The organism is Pedobacter aquatilis (assembly GCF_032678425.1).
Taxonomy (GTDB): domain Bacteria; phylum Bacteroidota; class Bacteroidia; order Sphingobacteriales; family Sphingobacteriaceae; genus Pedobacter; species Pedobacter aquatilis_B.
This window is the reverse complement of the sequence record NZ_JAVTSG010000004.1, coordinates 143,254-160,044: the sequence shown is the minus strand read 5'-3', so window position 1 is coordinate 160,044 and position 16,791 is coordinate 143,254. Positions and strand designations below refer to the sequence as shown.

The 16,791-nt window shown below is 34.7% G+C and carries 13 protein-coding genes; 4 read left to right on the top strand and 9 right to left on the bottom strand.

The genetic code is table 11. From position 1 onward, the window contains the following. Positions 1-74: 74 nt before the first annotated feature. From R2Q16_RS14090 to R2Q16_RS14080, 3 genes are read right to left on the bottom strand one after another with little or no spacing between them, the layout of a single operon-like run. A complete protein-coding gene (locus R2Q16_RS14090; RefSeq protein ID WP_316737850.1) occupies positions 75-1,472 on the bottom strand; it encodes a hypothetical protein in 1,398 nt (465 codons plus the stop codon). Further along, positions 1,469-2,389 (bottom strand): glycosyltransferase family 2 protein, encoded by a 921-nt coding sequence (locus R2Q16_RS14085; protein ID WP_316737849.1) that lies wholly within the window; start codon positions 2,387-2,389, stop codon positions 1,469-1,471. The genes R2Q16_RS14090 and R2Q16_RS14085 overlap by 4 nt, the downstream gene beginning before the upstream one ends. Beyond that, entirely contained in the window at positions 2,382-3,644 is a 1,263-nt protein-coding gene (locus R2Q16_RS14080; RefSeq protein WP_316737848.1) for an oligosaccharide flippase family protein, read from the bottom strand. Before R2Q16_RS14080 ends, R2Q16_RS14085 begins: the two co-directional genes overlap by 8 nt. A gap of 196 nt (positions 3,645-3,840) precedes the next feature. Here R2Q16_RS14080 and R2Q16_RS14075 point away from each other — a divergent pair, with 196 nt between their 5' ends. Both R2Q16_RS14075 and R2Q16_RS14070 read left to right on the top strand, forming a co-directional pair. Continuing rightward, positions 3,841-5,232, top strand: coding sequence for an undecaprenyl-phosphate glucose phosphotransferase (locus R2Q16_RS14075; protein WP_316737847.1), 1,392 nt, complete (start codon positions 3,841-3,843; stop codon positions 5,230-5,232). Positions 5,233-5,321: 89 nt separating this feature from the next. Then, a complete protein-coding gene (locus R2Q16_RS14070; protein WP_316737845.1) occupies positions 5,322-6,929 on the top strand; it encodes a gliding motility protein RemB in 1,608 nt (535 codons plus the stop codon). 80 nt (positions 6,930-7,009) lie between these two features. Here R2Q16_RS14070 and dxs read toward each other — a convergent pair whose 3' ends face one another. Further along, the gene (gene dxs / locus R2Q16_RS14065) at positions 7,010-8,938 is read right to left on the bottom strand and encodes a 1-deoxy-D-xylulose-5-phosphate synthase (RefSeq protein ID WP_316737843.1); all 1,929 of its coding nucleotides are present in this window, start codon (positions 8,936-8,938) and stop codon (positions 7,010-7,012) included. 185 nt (positions 8,939-9,123) lie between these two features. Between dxs and R2Q16_RS14060 the strand changes: the two genes are divergently transcribed. Next, entirely contained in the window at positions 9,124-9,867 is a 744-nt protein-coding gene (locus R2Q16_RS14060; protein ID WP_316738091.1) for a segregation and condensation protein A, read from the top strand. Between the two features lie 63 nt (positions 9,868-9,930). Then, positions 9,931-11,202 (top strand): serine hydroxymethyltransferase, encoded by a 1,272-nt coding sequence (gene glyA / locus R2Q16_RS14055; protein ID WP_316737841.1) that lies wholly within the window; start codon positions 9,931-9,933, stop codon positions 11,200-11,202. Between the two features lie 228 nt (positions 11,203-11,430). Here the strand turns inward: glyA and R2Q16_RS14050 are convergent, their stop codons facing one another. The 5 genes from R2Q16_RS14050 to R2Q16_RS14030 all read right to left on the bottom strand — a co-directional run bounded on the left by R2Q16_RS14050 (position 11,431) and on the right by R2Q16_RS14030 (position 16,546). Beyond that, positions 11,431-12,792: a hypothetical protein gene (locus R2Q16_RS14050; protein WP_316737839.1), complete on the bottom strand. Its 1,362-nt coding sequence runs from the start codon at positions 12,790-12,792 to the stop codon at positions 11,431-11,433. Between the two features lie 27 nt (positions 12,793-12,819). Beyond that, positions 12,820-13,539 (bottom strand): ComF family protein, encoded by a 720-nt coding sequence (locus R2Q16_RS14045; protein WP_316737837.1) that lies wholly within the window; start codon positions 13,537-13,539, stop codon positions 12,820-12,822. A gap of 254 nt (positions 13,540-13,793) precedes the next feature. Continuing rightward, positions 13,794-14,849, bottom strand: a complete 1,056-nt coding sequence (rlmN, locus tag R2Q16_RS14040; protein ID WP_316737836.1) for a 23S rRNA (adenine(2503)-C(2))-methyltransferase RlmN — start codon at positions 14,847-14,849, stop codon at positions 13,794-13,796. Positions 14,850-14,938: 89 nt separating this feature from the next. Next, complete coding sequence (gene rluF, locus R2Q16_RS14035) at positions 14,939-15,913, bottom strand: 23S rRNA pseudouridine(2604) synthase RluF (protein ID WP_316737835.1); 975 nt, start codon at positions 15,911-15,913, stop codon at positions 14,939-14,941. 72 nt (positions 15,914-15,985) lie between these two features. Further along, positions 15,986-16,546 (bottom strand): DinB family protein, encoded by a 561-nt coding sequence (locus tag R2Q16_RS14030; protein ID WP_316737834.1) that lies wholly within the window; start codon positions 16,544-16,546, stop codon positions 15,986-15,988. Between the last annotated feature and the right edge of the window lie 245 nt (positions 16,547-16,791).

The window sequence follows — 16,791 nt, the reverse complement described above, 5'->3', positions numbered from 1 at the left end:
GTATTGATAAACCAAATCCTCTATTGGATTTAAATGGCAAACTTAAAGAATAATATTAAGACTAAGCCCTTTCTTTAATTAAGTAATTCTTCTTCGGGTTTTCGAATCGCAACTTTAGTAGAAATTATACTCACAAATAATCCAGATAAAAACCACATTAAATATGATGTATAAGAAGATGTTTCAATTTCGGAAGTTAATGATGGAATGATAAAGCCAATCCTAATGAGTACTATGACTAAGCAAATTTTCTTCTCATTTCCTTCCAGCCTGTAGAACCATTTTATGCCTTCTTTTATAAGCGAAATGTAAACTGCCAAATACAATAATAATGCAATTATTCCTGCCTGGACACCAATAATAATATATTGATTTTCGCCACCTACATTATCACCTAAAGTTCCGCCGATGCGGCCTGAAGAGCCTAAACCTAAGCCTAATGGACTTGAGGCAATTGCCAAAGCGCCTTCAATCCATTCTACTAAATGGCCAACACTTGATGGATTACTGAAGTTTAAAGTATTTATGATAACCATTTGCAGTCCATCATTTTGGTCTTGCTCTTTAGTAAATAGATATATGATGTAGAGTGTTGCTATTAAGGCACCAATATGTACTGTATGATATATGTACTTCTTTTTAGTAAAAACAGAATATACATAGAGCAGAATAAAATAACTAATAAATGCTGAACGAGAAAATGCGAAGATTATGCAGCATAGTGTTGCAGCCAATGCTAAATATCCAAAATTATCTAACTTTAATTTATAATTATTATTAGTGTAGAGTGCCGCAAGAACAGAGATAGCAATAATTGTAGCAGATGCAAATTCTAATGGGTTTGCAAAAAAGCTTGCGAAACGTTTAATACCCCCTTCTGATTCAAAGGTCCAGGTTAATCCATAATTGCCGCTTGGTTCGAAGTTAAAAAGGTAAAAATTATAATCTGCATAACCGGTTCGGGTTTGTAGATGCTGATCGGTAATCACCTCCATTAGTAAAACTGCCGCAGCCGCAATTGATAGTAAAAGTATGTAATGAAAGTATTTACTTAGATAAATTTCACCAGGTTTAAATAAGCGCCCACAAAAATACACCAGCACAAAAAAAGATAAGGTTTTAAAAGCCATTATTTTGGTGCCAAATCCTTGTTCGCCAATTGGCAAAAAAGCATATAACAAGGTGTAAATAAAGAAGGTAATTATTAAGTAGTCAATATAGTGTAGCTTTATTTTAGTTTTTAAATTCCAAACGCTGATACAAAGAATAATGATTACAAAAATCTCCTTGAGTGATTGAAGCAAGGGGATTAAGCCTTTAAAACCTAAAGAGAATGTAACAGATAGGACAGTTGTGTAAATAGAAAGCCCAAAAATGAGGAATAATATAAAACCCTCTTTTTTACCTTTAACAATATCACCTATTGCTAAAACAAATGCAAAAATATATACCAACGGAAATATTGCTATCATAACCATATTTCGTTTAGAGGCGTAAAAAATCCTTCTTTCAGCCCTTTAATTAAAAATTTTGCTTTTCGTTTTCTTCCGCGAATTATAAAATAAGTTAATAAGGCGGCATTGTAAAATGTACTTTGGATTGTAATAAAAACCAATAAGTATGGATTAGCATAGCGGCGTAAAAACCAAATCTTATTTCTGCATGTGTAGAAATGGATAATTGGACTTAATGTGCCTTCGCTGTTTTTAGTTTTTTGCTGTCCTGAAACTCCAGCTTCGTGGTAAATTTTTGTTGTAGGTAAGTAATCTAAAATGCCACCATTTTCTCGTAATCTGAAGGATAAATCAACATCTTCATAATAAAGAAAAAATTTACTGTTGAATAAACCACTTTTTGTCAGCGCAGAATTTCTTACTAAAAAACAGCAACCGGTTAGCCATTCAACTTGCTCAGCATTTTTCAGGCTTTGCCTTTCTTTTTGATTTTTCGAATAGGTATACCCTAAATATTGGTTAAAGAACGAACCACCATTCCAGAGTTCATCTTTTTTATACAAATAATATATTGCTGGTTGTACAGCAACAGTTTTTGGGTTGTTTTCTAAGTGATTAATTAACGGACTTAAAAAATCTTCATCTACTTCAGTATCGTTATTTAAAACCAAAGAATAGGTGTAGCCATTTTCGATGCTATATTCAAGCAATCTATTATTACCTTCTGCAAAACCTAAATTTACCTTATTATCTAATATCGTAAGTGATGGGAACCTGGTTTTTAAAATTGATAGGGAATCATCTGTAGAACCATTATCAGCAACAATAATATCAAAATCGTCAGCCCTACAGAATTTGTTAACCGATAAGATACAATTTATGGTATGTTCTGGCGTATTCCAGTTTAATAATATTATGGCAATAGATTTAGGCATTTAATGTATTAGATTTTTTTATAGCATACTCGTACATTATTAGCGCACATCCATCTATCAAAACAGTGTAAAGCCCAAACCAGTTATGCAAACCTTGCGTAACCAATATCCACGAAGTAATTGCAGAGATTGCCAAAAGCACAATTGCTATTCTAAATATGGCAAGTGTATTGTTTTTTAACAAAAGATCTAATACATTAAGCACATTTAACGCTGCTAAAAAAGGAACAAAGGCCATTAGTCTTAAAAAATTTATTGCATCCTGGTTATGTTCGCCAGATAATAATTGAACAACAAAACCAGGCATAATAAATAATGTTAAAGAAAGTAAAAAAAACATTCCAGCGATAAGCTTGCTCATCTTTCCTTTATAAGTTTTCCACGCTTCAGTACTATCGGCAAAAATTTGAGCTGCTTTTGGGTAAATCGCATTTGAAACCGAAATAATTAAAATTCTCGATGAACTTATAACTTTATCACACAAGGAATATGCACCTAACCAAAGCGGTGTGCCCCATTTCGCCAAAGCAAAAACCATTAACGATTGTTGTAAATGAACGGATATATTATTAATGGTGAGGAAAAAATTGTCTTTCGCAATTTTTGTGATGACTTTTTTATCTGGGAATTGAAAATTAAGTTGTTGGTTTTTAATTAGTAAAATTAACAGCAATGAATAAGTTAGGGTAGTCGCTAATCCAATAATAAAATTAACCCATTCAGAATCTTTGGCTCCTTTGATAAAAATAACCACAGCTAAAATAATTACTATTTTAGAAATTAAATTGGCAATATTATAAAGCTTTAATTTTTCAGCACCTAAAAAAAAGAACAATGGATTTAGCACTTCTGCCAAAACTATCGGCGTTGATAAGATAATAAATGAATAATATCTTATTTGTGCCCATTGAAGTATGAAAAGAAGGAGTAGGTAACCGGCAAAAATTAAAATCCTTATCCAAATTGTATTACTAAAAACCTTATCTAATGCTATCTTATTCGTCGAGTAAGTTGCAACATCTCTTACTCCTGATTGATTTGTGCCGTAATTAATTATTATTGATGATAAGCCTGAGAAAGTATTAGCAAGCATAACCATTCCAAAATTTTCAATACCAACAATTCGTGTAATGATTGGATATATTAGTAGGATAAGTAGAGTGTTTGAAATTTGAATACTGCTCAAATTCAAAAAATTAGAAACAATTTTAGTCTCTTTTAATCCACTAATGAAATTTGCTAGAACTTGCTTCAAAACTCTTTAAGATGTTTTGCAAATTTATAATAAATTAAGATAATAAGGCCATTTATAATAGTTTTGCTCGGTTAAAACTATTTGGCTTGTTTTTTGTTGTAAGGCGATTAATTGCTAACGATGATTTGGTAATTGAAAAACAAATAATCTGTTTCCTAAAACAACGGGCTGCATTTGGCGAAATTTTACTTAATAAATGATTGAAAGTAATAGTACTTATTTTAAGACAATAAGTATCCTTATAGATATTCTTCTAATTAATCTTTCCGGATATGTTGGATACGTGCTTACATATGGCACATTTGGCATTTCGGATGGCAAAGGAATTAACTTTCTGCATATTCTTCTCATAAATTTTGTTTGGTTCAACGTAACCCAAATCATGCGTCTTTATCAAGATATGTTTGTTAAGGATGCTATTCCAACAATTAAACAAGCACTTTGGAGTTTACTTTTTTTTGGCGCAATTATTTTTGTATTGGTTGTTTACCTCAGAGATTTTAGTGTTTCAAACCGATTGCTGATTTATACAGGAATTATATTTGCACCATTATTTATAGCGGGCAAAATTGTCTTTTTACTCTTAAGAAGGTCAAGTAGGGCTAAGCTTATCAATTATAAAAAAGTTGTTATTGTAGGTGCTGGTCCGCTGGGTTTAGATTTAAAGAACCATCTAGAAAAAAATACACATTTGGGCTACAAAGTAATTGGTTTTTTTGATGATGACCCGATGAAACTTACTCAGAATCATGTTATTGGCAGGGTTGATGAATGCATTAGTTATGTTAAGGGTAGTAATGTAAATGAAATATATTGCGCATTACCAGATAGGGCTTTATCAAAAATTGATGTTTTAATGCGACAGGCAGATAAAGCTATGATTCGTTTTAAACTTGTGCCTGATGTTAAGGATTACTTCAAGAAAAATGTAATGGTACAACTCTATGGACACTTACCTGTACTTAGTCCTCGAACCGAGCCTTTGGAAATTTTAAGTAATCAAGTGCTTAAAAGATTATTTGACGTTGTTTTCTCTTTGCTAGTTGTGGTTTTTATAATGAGTTGGCTAGTACCAATAATGGCTATCTTAATAAAACTTGAATCAAAAGGACCTGTTTTTTTCAAACAATTGAGGTCCGGAAAGGATAATCAGTCTTTTTATTGTCTGAAATTTAGAAGCATGTATGTAAACGGCGAAGCCGACACCAAGCAAGCTACACCGCATGACTCCAGAGTTACTAAATTGGGTGCTTTTATGCGTAGAAATAGCATTGATGAAATGCCGCAGTTTTTTAATGTGTTATTTGGTGAAATGTCAGTTGTTGGGCCAAGACCACATATGCTTCAACATACTGCAGAATATTCTAAAATGATTGACCAATTTATGGTTCGTCATTTCTTACTGCCAGGAATTACCGGTTGGGCGCAAGTTAATGGCTTTCGTGGCGAAACCAAAGAAGATGGTTCAATGGAAGAAAGGGTAAAAGCCGATATTTGGTATTTGGAAAACTGGTCTCTTTTTCTGGATTTGAAAATAACATTCTTAACCATTTGGCAGGTTTTAGTTGGCCATAAAAAAGCAAATTAACAATCCTTTCTGCCAACAGAAAAGGATAAATAAACCATAAAACAAATTATTTTACGTCCTTTGCGTAAATTTTATTAAAAATAATGTTGATGAAAAAACTAATACTATTCGTAATAATATGCCTTGCGTTTGGCAAATTAAATGCTCAATCGGTTTATCAGCCATATTCCTATCAATTTTATCAGAAATTAAATCGCGAAGTTTACAATCCTGAAACTCGCTTTCATAGTAGTTTGAAACCATTTTTTATTGATGATAGCTTATTGGTTGAGCATGGTAGACAATTGCTAAGCGTTGGTGTTGATTCAACGAGACATTCTTGGGTTGCAAGAAAGTTATTTAACGAACATCTTATCGATATCCAGAAGGAAGAATATACTTTTTATGCAGATTTTCTTCCTGATTTTCAAATCGGAAAAGACTTCTCCGGAAAACAGAATACCTGGTTAAATACTCGTGGATATCAAATTGGTGGTACAATTGGTAAAAAATTCTCTTTTTACACCAGTGGTTTTGAAAATCAAGGTCGCTTTGCGAAATATTATACAGATTATGCCAGAAATATAAATGTAGTTCCGGGACAATCGTATAATAGAGATTATGGTTCAAACGCTGGTAAAATGTCGTTAGATTGGTCGTATGTTACCGCATTAATTTCATATACACCATCAAAGTATATTAATGTTACTGCTGGTTATGATAAAAATTTTGTGGGTGATGGTTACCGCTCAATGCTTTTATCGGATGTTTCTTCTCCATACCCATTCCTAAAATTAACGGGAAACCTGGGGAGTGTACAATACACAGCCATATGGGCAGCTTTACAAGATCCGAATGTACCTAAGTTATCTTATGAAGCTGGAAATCGTAAAAAAGGTGGTGTATTTCATTATTTAGATTGGAATGTTACGAATAGATTATCTCTTGGTTTCTTTGATTCGATAATATGGGCACAAACAGATGAATTAGGTAATGAGAGAGGTTTTGATTGGGGTTATGCTAATCCAATAATTTTTCTGCGTCCTGTAGAGGCGTCAAGCGGTTCTCCTGATAACTCCATGATTGGTTTTACCGGTAAATACAAATTTTCAAAAGAGTTAGTTGCATATGGTCAGTTTTCATTGGATGAATTTGAAGCAAGTAATTTCTTCTCCAGCAATGGAAGTCCTCGTAATAAATATTCATGGCAATTGGGCATAAGAGGTGGCGATTTGTTTAAGGTTGAAAACTTAAATTATTTATTAGAATATAATACATCTAAACCTTACACTTACACAGGTCGTACACAAATTGTTGCATATACAGGCTATTCTGAGCCGTTAGCACACCGTTTAGGCACAAACTTTAGAGAGGTTATTGGGATAGCAAATTATTCTTGGAAAAGATTAGATTTTACTGGTCAGCTAATGTATGCTAAATATGGTTTATCGCTAAATGGACAAGATTATGGCAAAGATTTAAGTCTACCTTACTCAGAAGCCATCAGACAAACCGGTAATTTTACAACTCAAGGTTTAAGAACCGATTTGTATTATGCTGAAGGTAGAGTAGCCTACATCATCAATCCAAAATATAACTTACGTTTTGAATTGGGTGGTATTTACAGAAAAGAAAGCAACGTTCAGGGTTCGAACAATACCGGTATGATTACGATTGGTTTAAGAAGTTCGTTCAGAAATCTTTATTCTGATTTTTAATAACCACAATAACATCCCGCAAAAGAAAACCCCATCAAAAATAAATTGATGGGGTTTTCTTTTGTAAATTTTTAAATGGATTATCCTGCTAAACTATTGGTTGTGCGTTTCTCACTAACCTTTCTAACTGCATTAATTATCGAAGCTTTATCATAGCCACATTCTGCCCATAATTCTGGTTGTTCTCCATGTTCAATAAATTCATCAGGAATACCTAAGCGAATAACATTTGCATTGTAGTTATTATCTGCCATAAATTCTAAAACAGCCGAACCAACGCCTCCTTGTAAAGAACCATCCTCGATTGTAATAACATGTTTGTATTTAGCAAAAACTTCGTGAAGCATTTCTTCATCGAGTGGTTTGACAAATCTTAAATCGTAATGCGCCGGATAATGTCCTTCGCTATTTAATTCAGTACAGGCTTCAACCGCAAAATTACCGACATGGCCAATGGTTAAAAGGGCTACATCTTCTCCATCACAAATCTTTCTTCCTTTGCCAATTTCTAAAGCTTTGAAGGGCCTTTTCCAATCTGGCATTACGCCATTGCCACGAGGGTAACGAATCACAAAAGGGCCGATGTTTTCCTGCTGAGCTGTAAACATCAGGTTGCGCAATTCTTCTTCATTCATTGGCGATGATATCACCAGATTAGGGATACAACGCATAAATGAAATATCATAAGCGCCATGATGCGTCGCACCATCAGCGCCAGCTAAACCGGCTCTATCTAAACAAAAAACAACATTAAGCTTTTGAATTGCAACATCATGTATTACCTGATCATAAGCTCTTTGCATAAAGCTCGAATAAATATTGCAGAAAGGAACTAATCCTTGTGCAGCTAAACCAGCCGAAAATGTAACGGCATGTTGTTCTGCAATTCCAACATCGAATGCTCTTGTTGGCATCGCTTTCATCATAATATTTAATGATGAACCTGAAGGCATTGCAGGTGTAATGCCTACAATTTTATCGTTTGCCTCAGCCAATTCTACCATAGTATGTCCAAAAACATCCTGATATTTTGGTGGTTGTGGTTTATCTGGAATGCTCTTTTTTATCTCTCCGGTGATTTTATCAAAAAGACCTGGGGCGTGCCATTTGGTTTGGTCTTTTTCGGCCAAAGCAAAACCTTTACCTTTTACAGTAACACAATGCAGCAATTTTGGACCAGGAATTTCCTTTAAATCTTTAATGATGGCGGCCAAACGTTTTACATCGTGACCATCAACCGGACCGAAATATCTAAAGTTTAATGCTTCAAATAAATTACTTTGTTTGAGTAATGTTCCTTTTATGCTTTTCTCAATCTTTTTAACATATTTATGTGCATTTGGCCCTAGTTTGGAAAGACCAGTTAACACATTTGAAATGTCATCGCGAAAGCGATTATAAGATTTTGAAGTCGTGATGCTGGTTAAATATTCTTTTAATGCGCCTACATTCGGGTCGATTGACATGCAGTTATCATTTAAAATAACCAAAACATTGCTGTTTTCGATTCCTGCATGGTTTAAACCTTCAAAAGCCAAACCTGCTGTCATTGCACCGTCGCCAATAACTGCAACGTGCTGCCTGTCTGTTTCCCCTTTAATTTGAGAAGCTACAGCCATACCCAAAGCTGCCGAAATAGAAGTTGAAGAGTGACCAACACCAAAGGTGTCGTATTCGCTTTCACTTATTTTAGGGAAACCACTAATGCCTTTATAAATACGGTTTGTATGAAACAAATCACGCCTTCCGGTTAAAATTTTGTGTCCGTAAGCCTGATGGCCAACATCCCAAACCAACTTATCATAAGGTGTATTTAAGGCATAATGTAATGCTACAGTTAATTCGACAACACCAAGGCTGGCGCCAAAATGGCCGCCATTCACGCTCACAACATCAATAATGTATTGACGTAATTCCTGGCTTATCTGCTCTAACTCAGCTTCGCTAAACTGCTTTAAATCTGCAGGATAGTTAATTTTAGATAATAGGGGGCCAGCTTTTACTTGCATTTAATATTTTGGGTAAAAAACAAGATACAAAGAAAGGAATTTTTGTTATAATATTTTAGAAAAAAAACTGCAATAAGCACAACAATTAAATATGCCGAAAAATGATGTATTTGAGATTTAAAATGTTGATCCGGGCAAATTAACATTTAGAAATTTAATGCGTTTTGGTTATGTTTGTTTTGAAGATGCAGGCAGAAAATTTTGAAATTAAACTTCCGGTATTCGAAGGTCCCTTCGATTTATTGCTGTTTTTTATAGAACGTGATGAACTTAACATTCAGGATATAGAAATCGCAAAAATTACGAACGATTTCCTGGCTTACATCCATCAGTTATTAGCCTTAAATGTTGAGGTTGCGAGCGAATTTATTTTGGTTGCGGCAACTTTAATGCGCATCAAATCAAAAATGTTGCTTCCCCGAATAGAAACCGATGAAGCAGGAAATGAAATTAATCCCGAACAGGATTTAATTGCCCGACTAATTGCTTACAAACAGTTTAAATCAGTTTCTGAAGAACTTAAGGTTTTTGAAGATTTAAGAATGCAGCAGGAGCGAAGAGGTAACATTGAATACGATTTAAGTTTGGCCGCTGAATCTTCAACTCACCAGGATGAGCTGCTTTCTCTTGATTTGTATAAACTTTTGATGGTTTACCACCGCACCATGCAAAAGTATGATTTGCGAAGTCAGGAGGTTAAACATACAGTTGTTCAATATCCTTATACCATTGAGCAGCAGAAGCATTTCATAGCAAATTTGTTAGACATCAACAAGCAAATAGATTTTGCAATGGTGCTTAAAAATTCAGATAACAAGGTTCATTTTGTATATAATTTCCTGGCAATTCTGGAAATGCTTCAACAGCAAATCGTTGAAATAAACATTGGCAGCGGTTTTAATAACTTTAATGTAAAAGCATTGGCCTAATTCAGCCTTATTTACCTTGTAATTGCTTACTTTTGCCAAAAAAATAACAAACCTATTTTACGGATGAAACGTGATAACCAAATTTTTGAACTTATTGATAAGGAATTAAACCGCCAAGAGCACGGTTTAGAGCTTATCGCATCAGAAAACTTTGTAAGCAAGCAGGTTATGGAAGCTGCCGGCTCAGTGTTAACCAATAAATATGCTGAAGGCTTACCAGGTAAACGCTATTATGGCGGTTGCCAAGTTGTTGATGTTGTTGAGCAAATTGCAATTGATAGAGCAAAAGAGCTTTTTGGAGCTGCTTGGGTTAATGTTCAGCCGCACTCAGGTGCACAAGCAAATGCTGCGGTTATGCTTGCTGTTATTCAACCAGGTGATAAAATATTAGGTTTCGATCTTTCACACGGTGGTCACTTAACACACGGTTCACCTGTAAATTTCTCTGGTAAATTGTATCAGCCATTATTTTATGGTGTTGAGAAAGAAACTGGTTTAATCGATTATAAAAAACTTGAAGAAGTTGCATTAGCAGAAAAACCAAAATTAATTATTTGCGGTGCTTCGGCTTACTCACGCGAGTGGGATTATGCTTTCATTCGTTCGGTTGCTGATAAAATTGGAGCATTGGTTTTAGCTGATATTTCTCACCCTGCCGGATTAATTGCTAAAGGTTTATTGGCAAATCCACTTCCTCATTGCCATATTGTAACTACAACTACGCACAAAACTTTACGTGGTCCGCGTGGTGGTATGATTATGATGGGACAAGATTTCGAAAATCCATGGGGATTAAAAACGCCAAAAGGTGAAACTCGTATGATGAGTAATCTATTGGATATGGCTGTTTTTCCAGGAACTCAAGGTGGTCCGTTAGAGCATATTATTGCAGCAAAGGCAATTGCTTTCGGCGAAGCATTAAGCGATGAATACGGTACTTATATTAAACAAGTTGCCGCAAATGCCCAAGCAATGGCTAAGGCTTTTGTAGCTAAAGGTTACGGAATTATTTCTGGAGGTACTGATAACCATTTAATGTTAATCGATTTAAGAAATAAAAACATTACTGGTAAACTGGCAGAGAACGCTTTAGAAAAAGCTGAAATTACTGTTAACAAAAATATGGTTCCTTTCGATGATAAATCTCCATTTGTAACTTCAGGAATTCGTGTTGGAACTGCTGCAATTACAACTCGTGGTTTAAAAGAAGCAGAAATGGAAAAAATCGTTGATTTAATTGATCAGGTTTTAACAAATCCTGAAGACGAGGCTAACTTAAACGCAGTTAAAGCTGAGGTAATTAAATTAGTAAGTGCTTTTCCACTTTATAAATAAAATTAACTATAATGGTTTTAAAAGCGCTTTACATTAATTTGTAAGGCGCTTTTGCTTTATATAGATATTTTGGACAAGGACCCTGAAAATCCCCAAATCTTGAAAATCCTAATCTAAAAGTAAAGGGCCGATATTCTAAAAGAAATATCGACCCTTACCATCTAAATTAACGCTCTCGAATATATAAACGTTAACGATATAAATTTGTTTTGATAAATATCAAAAAATTTATTTTTTTTCATAACAGCCTAATGTTGAGGGGAAAATTCTTGCGTTGCCTTTTAAATCTTTATTTAGATAAGGATGGTAGTATTGGTCTGTTGCAAGATTAATGCCCTTTGCTAATGCCGGACTACCTATACTTAACTCGAAGTTTCCTTCACTAGTTAATATGAAAAGTGGCTCAACATTAATGCTATTGTTGTTATATGTATTGCTGGTGGTTTTAATTAAATTATTTATGATGGATAATTCATTTGCAGCATTTGTTTTCTTTTGAATATCCAATTCATTACTCAAGCTGCCCCAAATAATATTATTGGTTAAATTTAATTGCAGTTTGTTAAAAGAAGTGGCAGAGATATAATCAGAAAAAGTTAAGGCCGCATTTTTTCTCGGGAAATTAGGGTTAAAGCCAACAAATGTATTTTGCTTCAAATTATAATTGCCACCTCCAATAGCGTAAATAAGGTAATTGCCACAGTTGTACATCAAATTGTTAAATGACAATAATTCTGAGTGATAACCAATGTATGCAGCAACCTGCATATTTTTAATGACGGTGTTCGCTACAATTAATTTAGGGTTAGAATTGCTTGATAATGAATCGGAGGTAATACCTACGGAAGCATTTTTAATAATCGCATTATTGATAATTCCGCTACCGAAACGTTTCATGTAGATGCCTTGCCACTGTCCGGGTTGGTTATCATAAATATCTTCCATTCTATCGCTGCTAAAAATAACAGGTTCGCTGGCTGTACCATTTACATCTAATTTGCCCTCAACATTCATCACCCCATCTTTATGAAAATATATTTTTGCGCCTGCAGATACTGCTAATGTTGCATTATTTTTAATAGTTATTGAGCCATTTATGATGTACGGAAAGTTTTTATTCCATGTGGTATTATTGGAAATTACGCCATTATTTATGAAAATGGCATTTTGCCCGTATGCGATGAGTTGGATGGCTTGGCGGTTTCCATTTGATTGAATAATGATTGAATCCTGAACAATAAATGGAGTAGTTCTGCTGTCAGGGTTAATGGTTACCCTTACAAAAATATTTAAAGAATCCTGCCCGTTGATTTTTAGATTGATTCTGTTATTTGTGCTTTGTCCGTTTATGTTTAAACTGAATGAAGATGAATTGCCACCAGAAAGTGAAAGCGCTGAGATGTTTACGGCATCATTATTTCGGTTGATTATTTTGACGGTTTTAGTTATAGAACCTACCGTTGTAAATAAGGTATCGAATAAAACAATATTGTTAGACAAGCTAAGTTTGGCGCCAGGATCAGTAGTGGTATGTTCATCTTTTCTACAAGAGAGGATAAACAGAACTATAATTAATCCATATGTGAGCATTGAACGCATTATTCAAATATCAAGAAATTATTCTGCGAAAGCTAGTGCAGCAATACTTACTTTTTCTGCACCACTCTCTAAAAGTATATTTGCACAAGCTTCTAATGTTGCACCTGTGGTAATTACATCATCAATAAGCAAAATGTGCTTGCCTTTTATTACCTCTGGATTTATAATTCCGAAAACATCTTTCATGTTTTCGTATCTGCTGTATCGACTTTTCTTGGTCTGACTTTCAGTTGAAGTACTTCTGATTAATGTTTTTTCATCTAATGGAATGTTCATTTTTTCAGCGATTCCTTCTCCAATAAAAGTACTTTGATTATAGCCTCTTATCCGAAGTTTTTTATTGTGCAGTGGAACAGGAATAATTAAATCGATACCTCGATAAAGCAGACTATTGTTTAGCCGATCGCCTAGTAGATTGCCAAGTAAAACACCTACGTCGGTTTTATTATTATATTTTAAATTGTGTATCAGGTTTTGAACTTTCGCACCTTTTCTAAAATAAAGCATTGCCATGGCTGCATTAAGCGGCAGCCTGCCCCACAGTTGTTTGGCAACTCTATTTTCTTCGTGTAAGTGATAATCGGTATATGGTAAATCATATAAGCAACGCGTAAAAATCAAGTATTCGTTTTGAAATAATGAAATTCCGCAAGCATTGCAGAGATTTGGAAAAAGTAAGCCAATCAAATCTGAACTCCATTGGCTTAGCCAAAATTTATTGGATTTAATTAGCTCCATATCGATTTACTTTATTTTAAAGATGTTTGGTTATTGTTGGAAATCCAAAATCGTTGAATTAAATATAGTATTTCTTTTAAGATTTTAATAGCGAGATGGTTTTGCGTTTTGCAACCTTAGATAGTTGCAATTACAGTTGTAATTAAACCTGATGGAAATGGCAGCGCCCGATTTTTCTTAGAAAAAAATCGGGACTAAAATGTACAGCAGGGCAGAACGAAAATTTTTGAACTGCCTGTGCTTTCCAAAAAAAATTAAGCTTTAGCTTCTTCTTTAACGGCTAGTTGTCCGCATGCGGCATCTATATCTTTGCCTCGGCTGCGGCGAATATTAGTATTTATGCCTTGGCTTTTTAAATAGTTTGAAAAAGCATCGATTTTATCGCCATCGGCATTAGTAAAATCGGCAAAGGAAATTGGGTTATATTCGATAAGGTTTACCTTGCATGGAATGTGCTTGCAAAATTTAGCGAGTTCCATTGCATCAGTAATTTCATCGTTAAAATCGTTAAAAACAATGTACTCGTAAGTTACCGGATTTTTGGTTTTGGCGAAATAATATTTTAAAGCCTCTGATAAAGATTTTAATGAATTGGCTTCATTAATCGGCATTATTTCGTTCCGCTTTTTATCGTTTGCGGCATGAAGTGAAAGTGCAAGATTGAATTTTGCGCCATCATCGCCAAGTTTTTTAATCATTTTGGCGATGCCCGCAGTAGAAACTGTAATGCGTTTATAGCTCATGTTTAAACCATCGGGTGCGGTAATGCGTTCAATCGATTTTAATACATTGGCGTAATTAAGCAAAGGTTCACCCATGCCCATGTACACAATGTTGGTAAGCGGATTATTATAGTTTTGTTTGGCCTGTTTATCAATCAAAACAACCTGATCGTAAATTTCATCGGCATTTAAATTGCGTTTACGCTCCATGTAACCGGTTGCACAAAACTTACAAGTTAAACTGCAGCCAACCTGAGAACTTACGCAGGCCGTCATACGGTCTTCAAGGGGAATTAATACGCCTTCTACAATGTTTCCATCGGCTAAACGGAAAGTGTTTTTTATGGTATGATCGTTACTGAACTGCGAGTTATTAACCTGTACAGCATTAATAGTAAAGCCCTCATCTAATGCTTTGCGTAAATCTTTCGAAAGATTACTCATGTCATCAAATGTAGTAGCCGATTTCTCCCACAACCACTGGTAAATTTGCTTTGCTCTAAAGCCAGGTTGCTGCATAGCAGTAAGATGTTGCTGTATTTGTAGCAAATTCAGTGAGCGGATGTCGATTTTTTTTGAAGGTAACATTTGTTGCAAAGGTACTTAAAAACGCTTTAAGCTTAAAGTTATATTCTTAAAAGACTATAAATCAGTAAGTAATTTTACAATTTATTGGTTTATCTTCCTTTGTGTTTGGAATTTGATTTGCCTGAAGGTTTTCCCTTCGCTGGTCGTGAATTTCTATTCGTTGAACTGTTTTTGCTGCTTGATTTTGCTGATGAGTGAGCAGATTGCTTTCTGCTTCCTGATTTTTGAGCAGGCTTAGATGGTTTGAAATTTTTTGAAGGTCGTTCTTCCTTAAGTTCTGGAATTTCCTCCCAAGCGTTATTTTGTTTTTTAGGTTTCGATGTAGATTTTGGCTTTGCTTCTGATGAAGATTTTTCTACACTCTTCATTATCGTTTCCATTTCCGCCTCAGTAAATTCTCTAAATTCTCCTGTTGGGATGCCTTTCAAATTTATGTTCATGATTCGGGTACGTTCCAGTTTGGTTACTTCATAGCCAAAATGCTCGCACATTCTACGAATCTGCCTGTTTAAACCCTGAATTAAAATAATATTGAATGAGAAAGTAGTTAGCTGCCTTACCTTACATTTTCTCGTATTAACACCCAAAATAGGCACACCATTACTCATTTCGAAAACGAAATCTTCTGTTACAGGTTTATTAACCGTTACAACGTATTCCTTCTCGTGGTTATTTCCAGCCCGAAGAATTTTATTTACAATATCGCCGTTGTTTGTAAGAAAGATTAAACCTGATGAATCTTTATCTAGCCTGCCAATCGGAAAAATACGTTCGCTGTAATTAACGTAGTCTACAATATTATCCCGAACACTGCTTTCAGTTGTACTGGTGATGCCAACAGGTTTGTTAAATGCCAATAAAACAAAATTGCTTTCTTCCTTAGGTTCGATGTTGTGGCCGTTTACCATAACCTTATCGCCGGCAAAAACCTGATCGCCAACTTTAGCTCTTTTGCCATTGATGAAAACATTTCCTCGTTCGATAAATCTATCCGCTTCGCGACGAGAACATAACCCGCTTTCGCTTATAAACTTATTTAACCTTGTTGCAGAAGTGTTTTTCATGCTGCAATTTTACGGAAATTAATTGTGTTATTAACCACAGCATAATTTCTAAACTATGCTGTGGTTAAATATTTAGAAAGAAGGGAAATCGGCTGTTGGGCCATAGCTTTGTGGAACCGGAATATCCAATAACCTAAAATATACACCCAACTGTGCTCTATGATGAGCCGTTTGGCTAAAGGCAATGCGAATCATTTCATATCGGGTAGAATCTGATAATATTTGTTCTCCCATGCGCAAAACCCATCTTTCATTCAAGCTATCTTCCTTGGCATTCTCTAATTCTGCTTTGCCAACATTGTAGCTGGCTTCTAAAATTTTTGTTAAATCTTCAGCACTTTCGATCTTTTTCTCTTCGTAAGGTGCGGTTGCGAAATCTAATTCATCAGTAGTTAATGCTAGCGAAATCCATTCTGGCAATTCGGCAACATGACTGGCTAGAGACTTCATTTTCATGCTTTTTTCATGAGGCGCCCAATCAAATTTATCTGCTGGTACAGCTGCCATAAATTGTTTTGAAGTGTTAAACTCCATTTCAAGTTCTTTTAATAATGCTTTGATAATATCCATGTTTTGTTGTTTTGATTTTTCGTTTGTGTTGATTTCAAATAATAGTAGGTCGGCTAAGCTCATGATGTTTGAGGTTTGTTTACACAAAGAAAATACGGCGGAGTGACAACCCTATGGCAGTGTGAAAAAAATAATTTGGATTTTTTTCTAAAGACTAAAAGTTAAAGATGTATTGCAATAAAACTATAAGTTATTTGCAGAAATGTTATTTGTCTTAGCCAAACAGGCTTTTTTCTTTTGACAACAAAAGAAACAAAATTGCCGGCTGAAAATTTTTGTATTAAAGTTAGTGGTTTGGCTTTGACAAT

Coding starts and splice junctions, on each gene's coding strand:
- R2Q16_RS14090 (WP_316737850.1), bottom strand. CDS start 1,472: ATGATAGCAATATTTCCGTTGGTATATATTTTTGCATTTGTTTTAGCA.
- R2Q16_RS14085 (WP_316737849.1), bottom strand. CDS start 2,389: ATGCCTAAATCTATTGCCATAATATTATTAAACTGGAATACGCCAGAA.
- R2Q16_RS14075 (WP_316737847.1), top strand. CDS start 3,841: ATGATTGAAAGTAATAGTACTTATTTTAAGACAATAAGTATCCTTATA.
- R2Q16_RS14070 (WP_316737845.1), top strand. CDS start 5,322: ATGAAAAAACTAATACTATTCGTAATAATATGCCTTGCGTTTGGCAAA.
- dxs (WP_316737843.1), bottom strand. CDS start 8,938: ATGCAAGTAAAAGCTGGCCCCCTATTATCTAAAATTAACTATCCTGCA.
- R2Q16_RS14060 (WP_316738091.1), top strand. CDS start 9,124: ATGCAGGCAGAAAATTTTGAAATTAAACTTCCGGTATTCGAAGGTCCC.
- glyA (WP_316737841.1), top strand. CDS start 9,931: ATGAAACGTGATAACCAAATTTTTGAACTTATTGATAAGGAATTAAAC.
- R2Q16_RS14050 (WP_316737839.1), bottom strand. CDS start 12,792: ATGCTCACATATGGATTAATTATAGTTCTGTTTATCCTCTCTTGTAGA.
- R2Q16_RS14045 (WP_316737837.1), bottom strand. CDS start 13,539: ATGGAGCTAATTAAATCCAATAAATTTTGGCTAAGCCAATGGAGTTCA.
- rlmN (WP_316737836.1), bottom strand. CDS start 14,849: ATGTTACCTTCAAAAAAAATCGACATCCGCTCACTGAATTTGCTACAA.
- rluF (WP_316737835.1), bottom strand. CDS start 15,913: ATGAAAAACACTTCTGCAACAAGGTTAAATAAGTTTATAAGCGAAAGC.
- R2Q16_RS14030 (WP_316737834.1), bottom strand. CDS start 16,546: ATGAGCTTAGCCGACCTACTATTATTTGAAATCAACACAAACGAAAAA.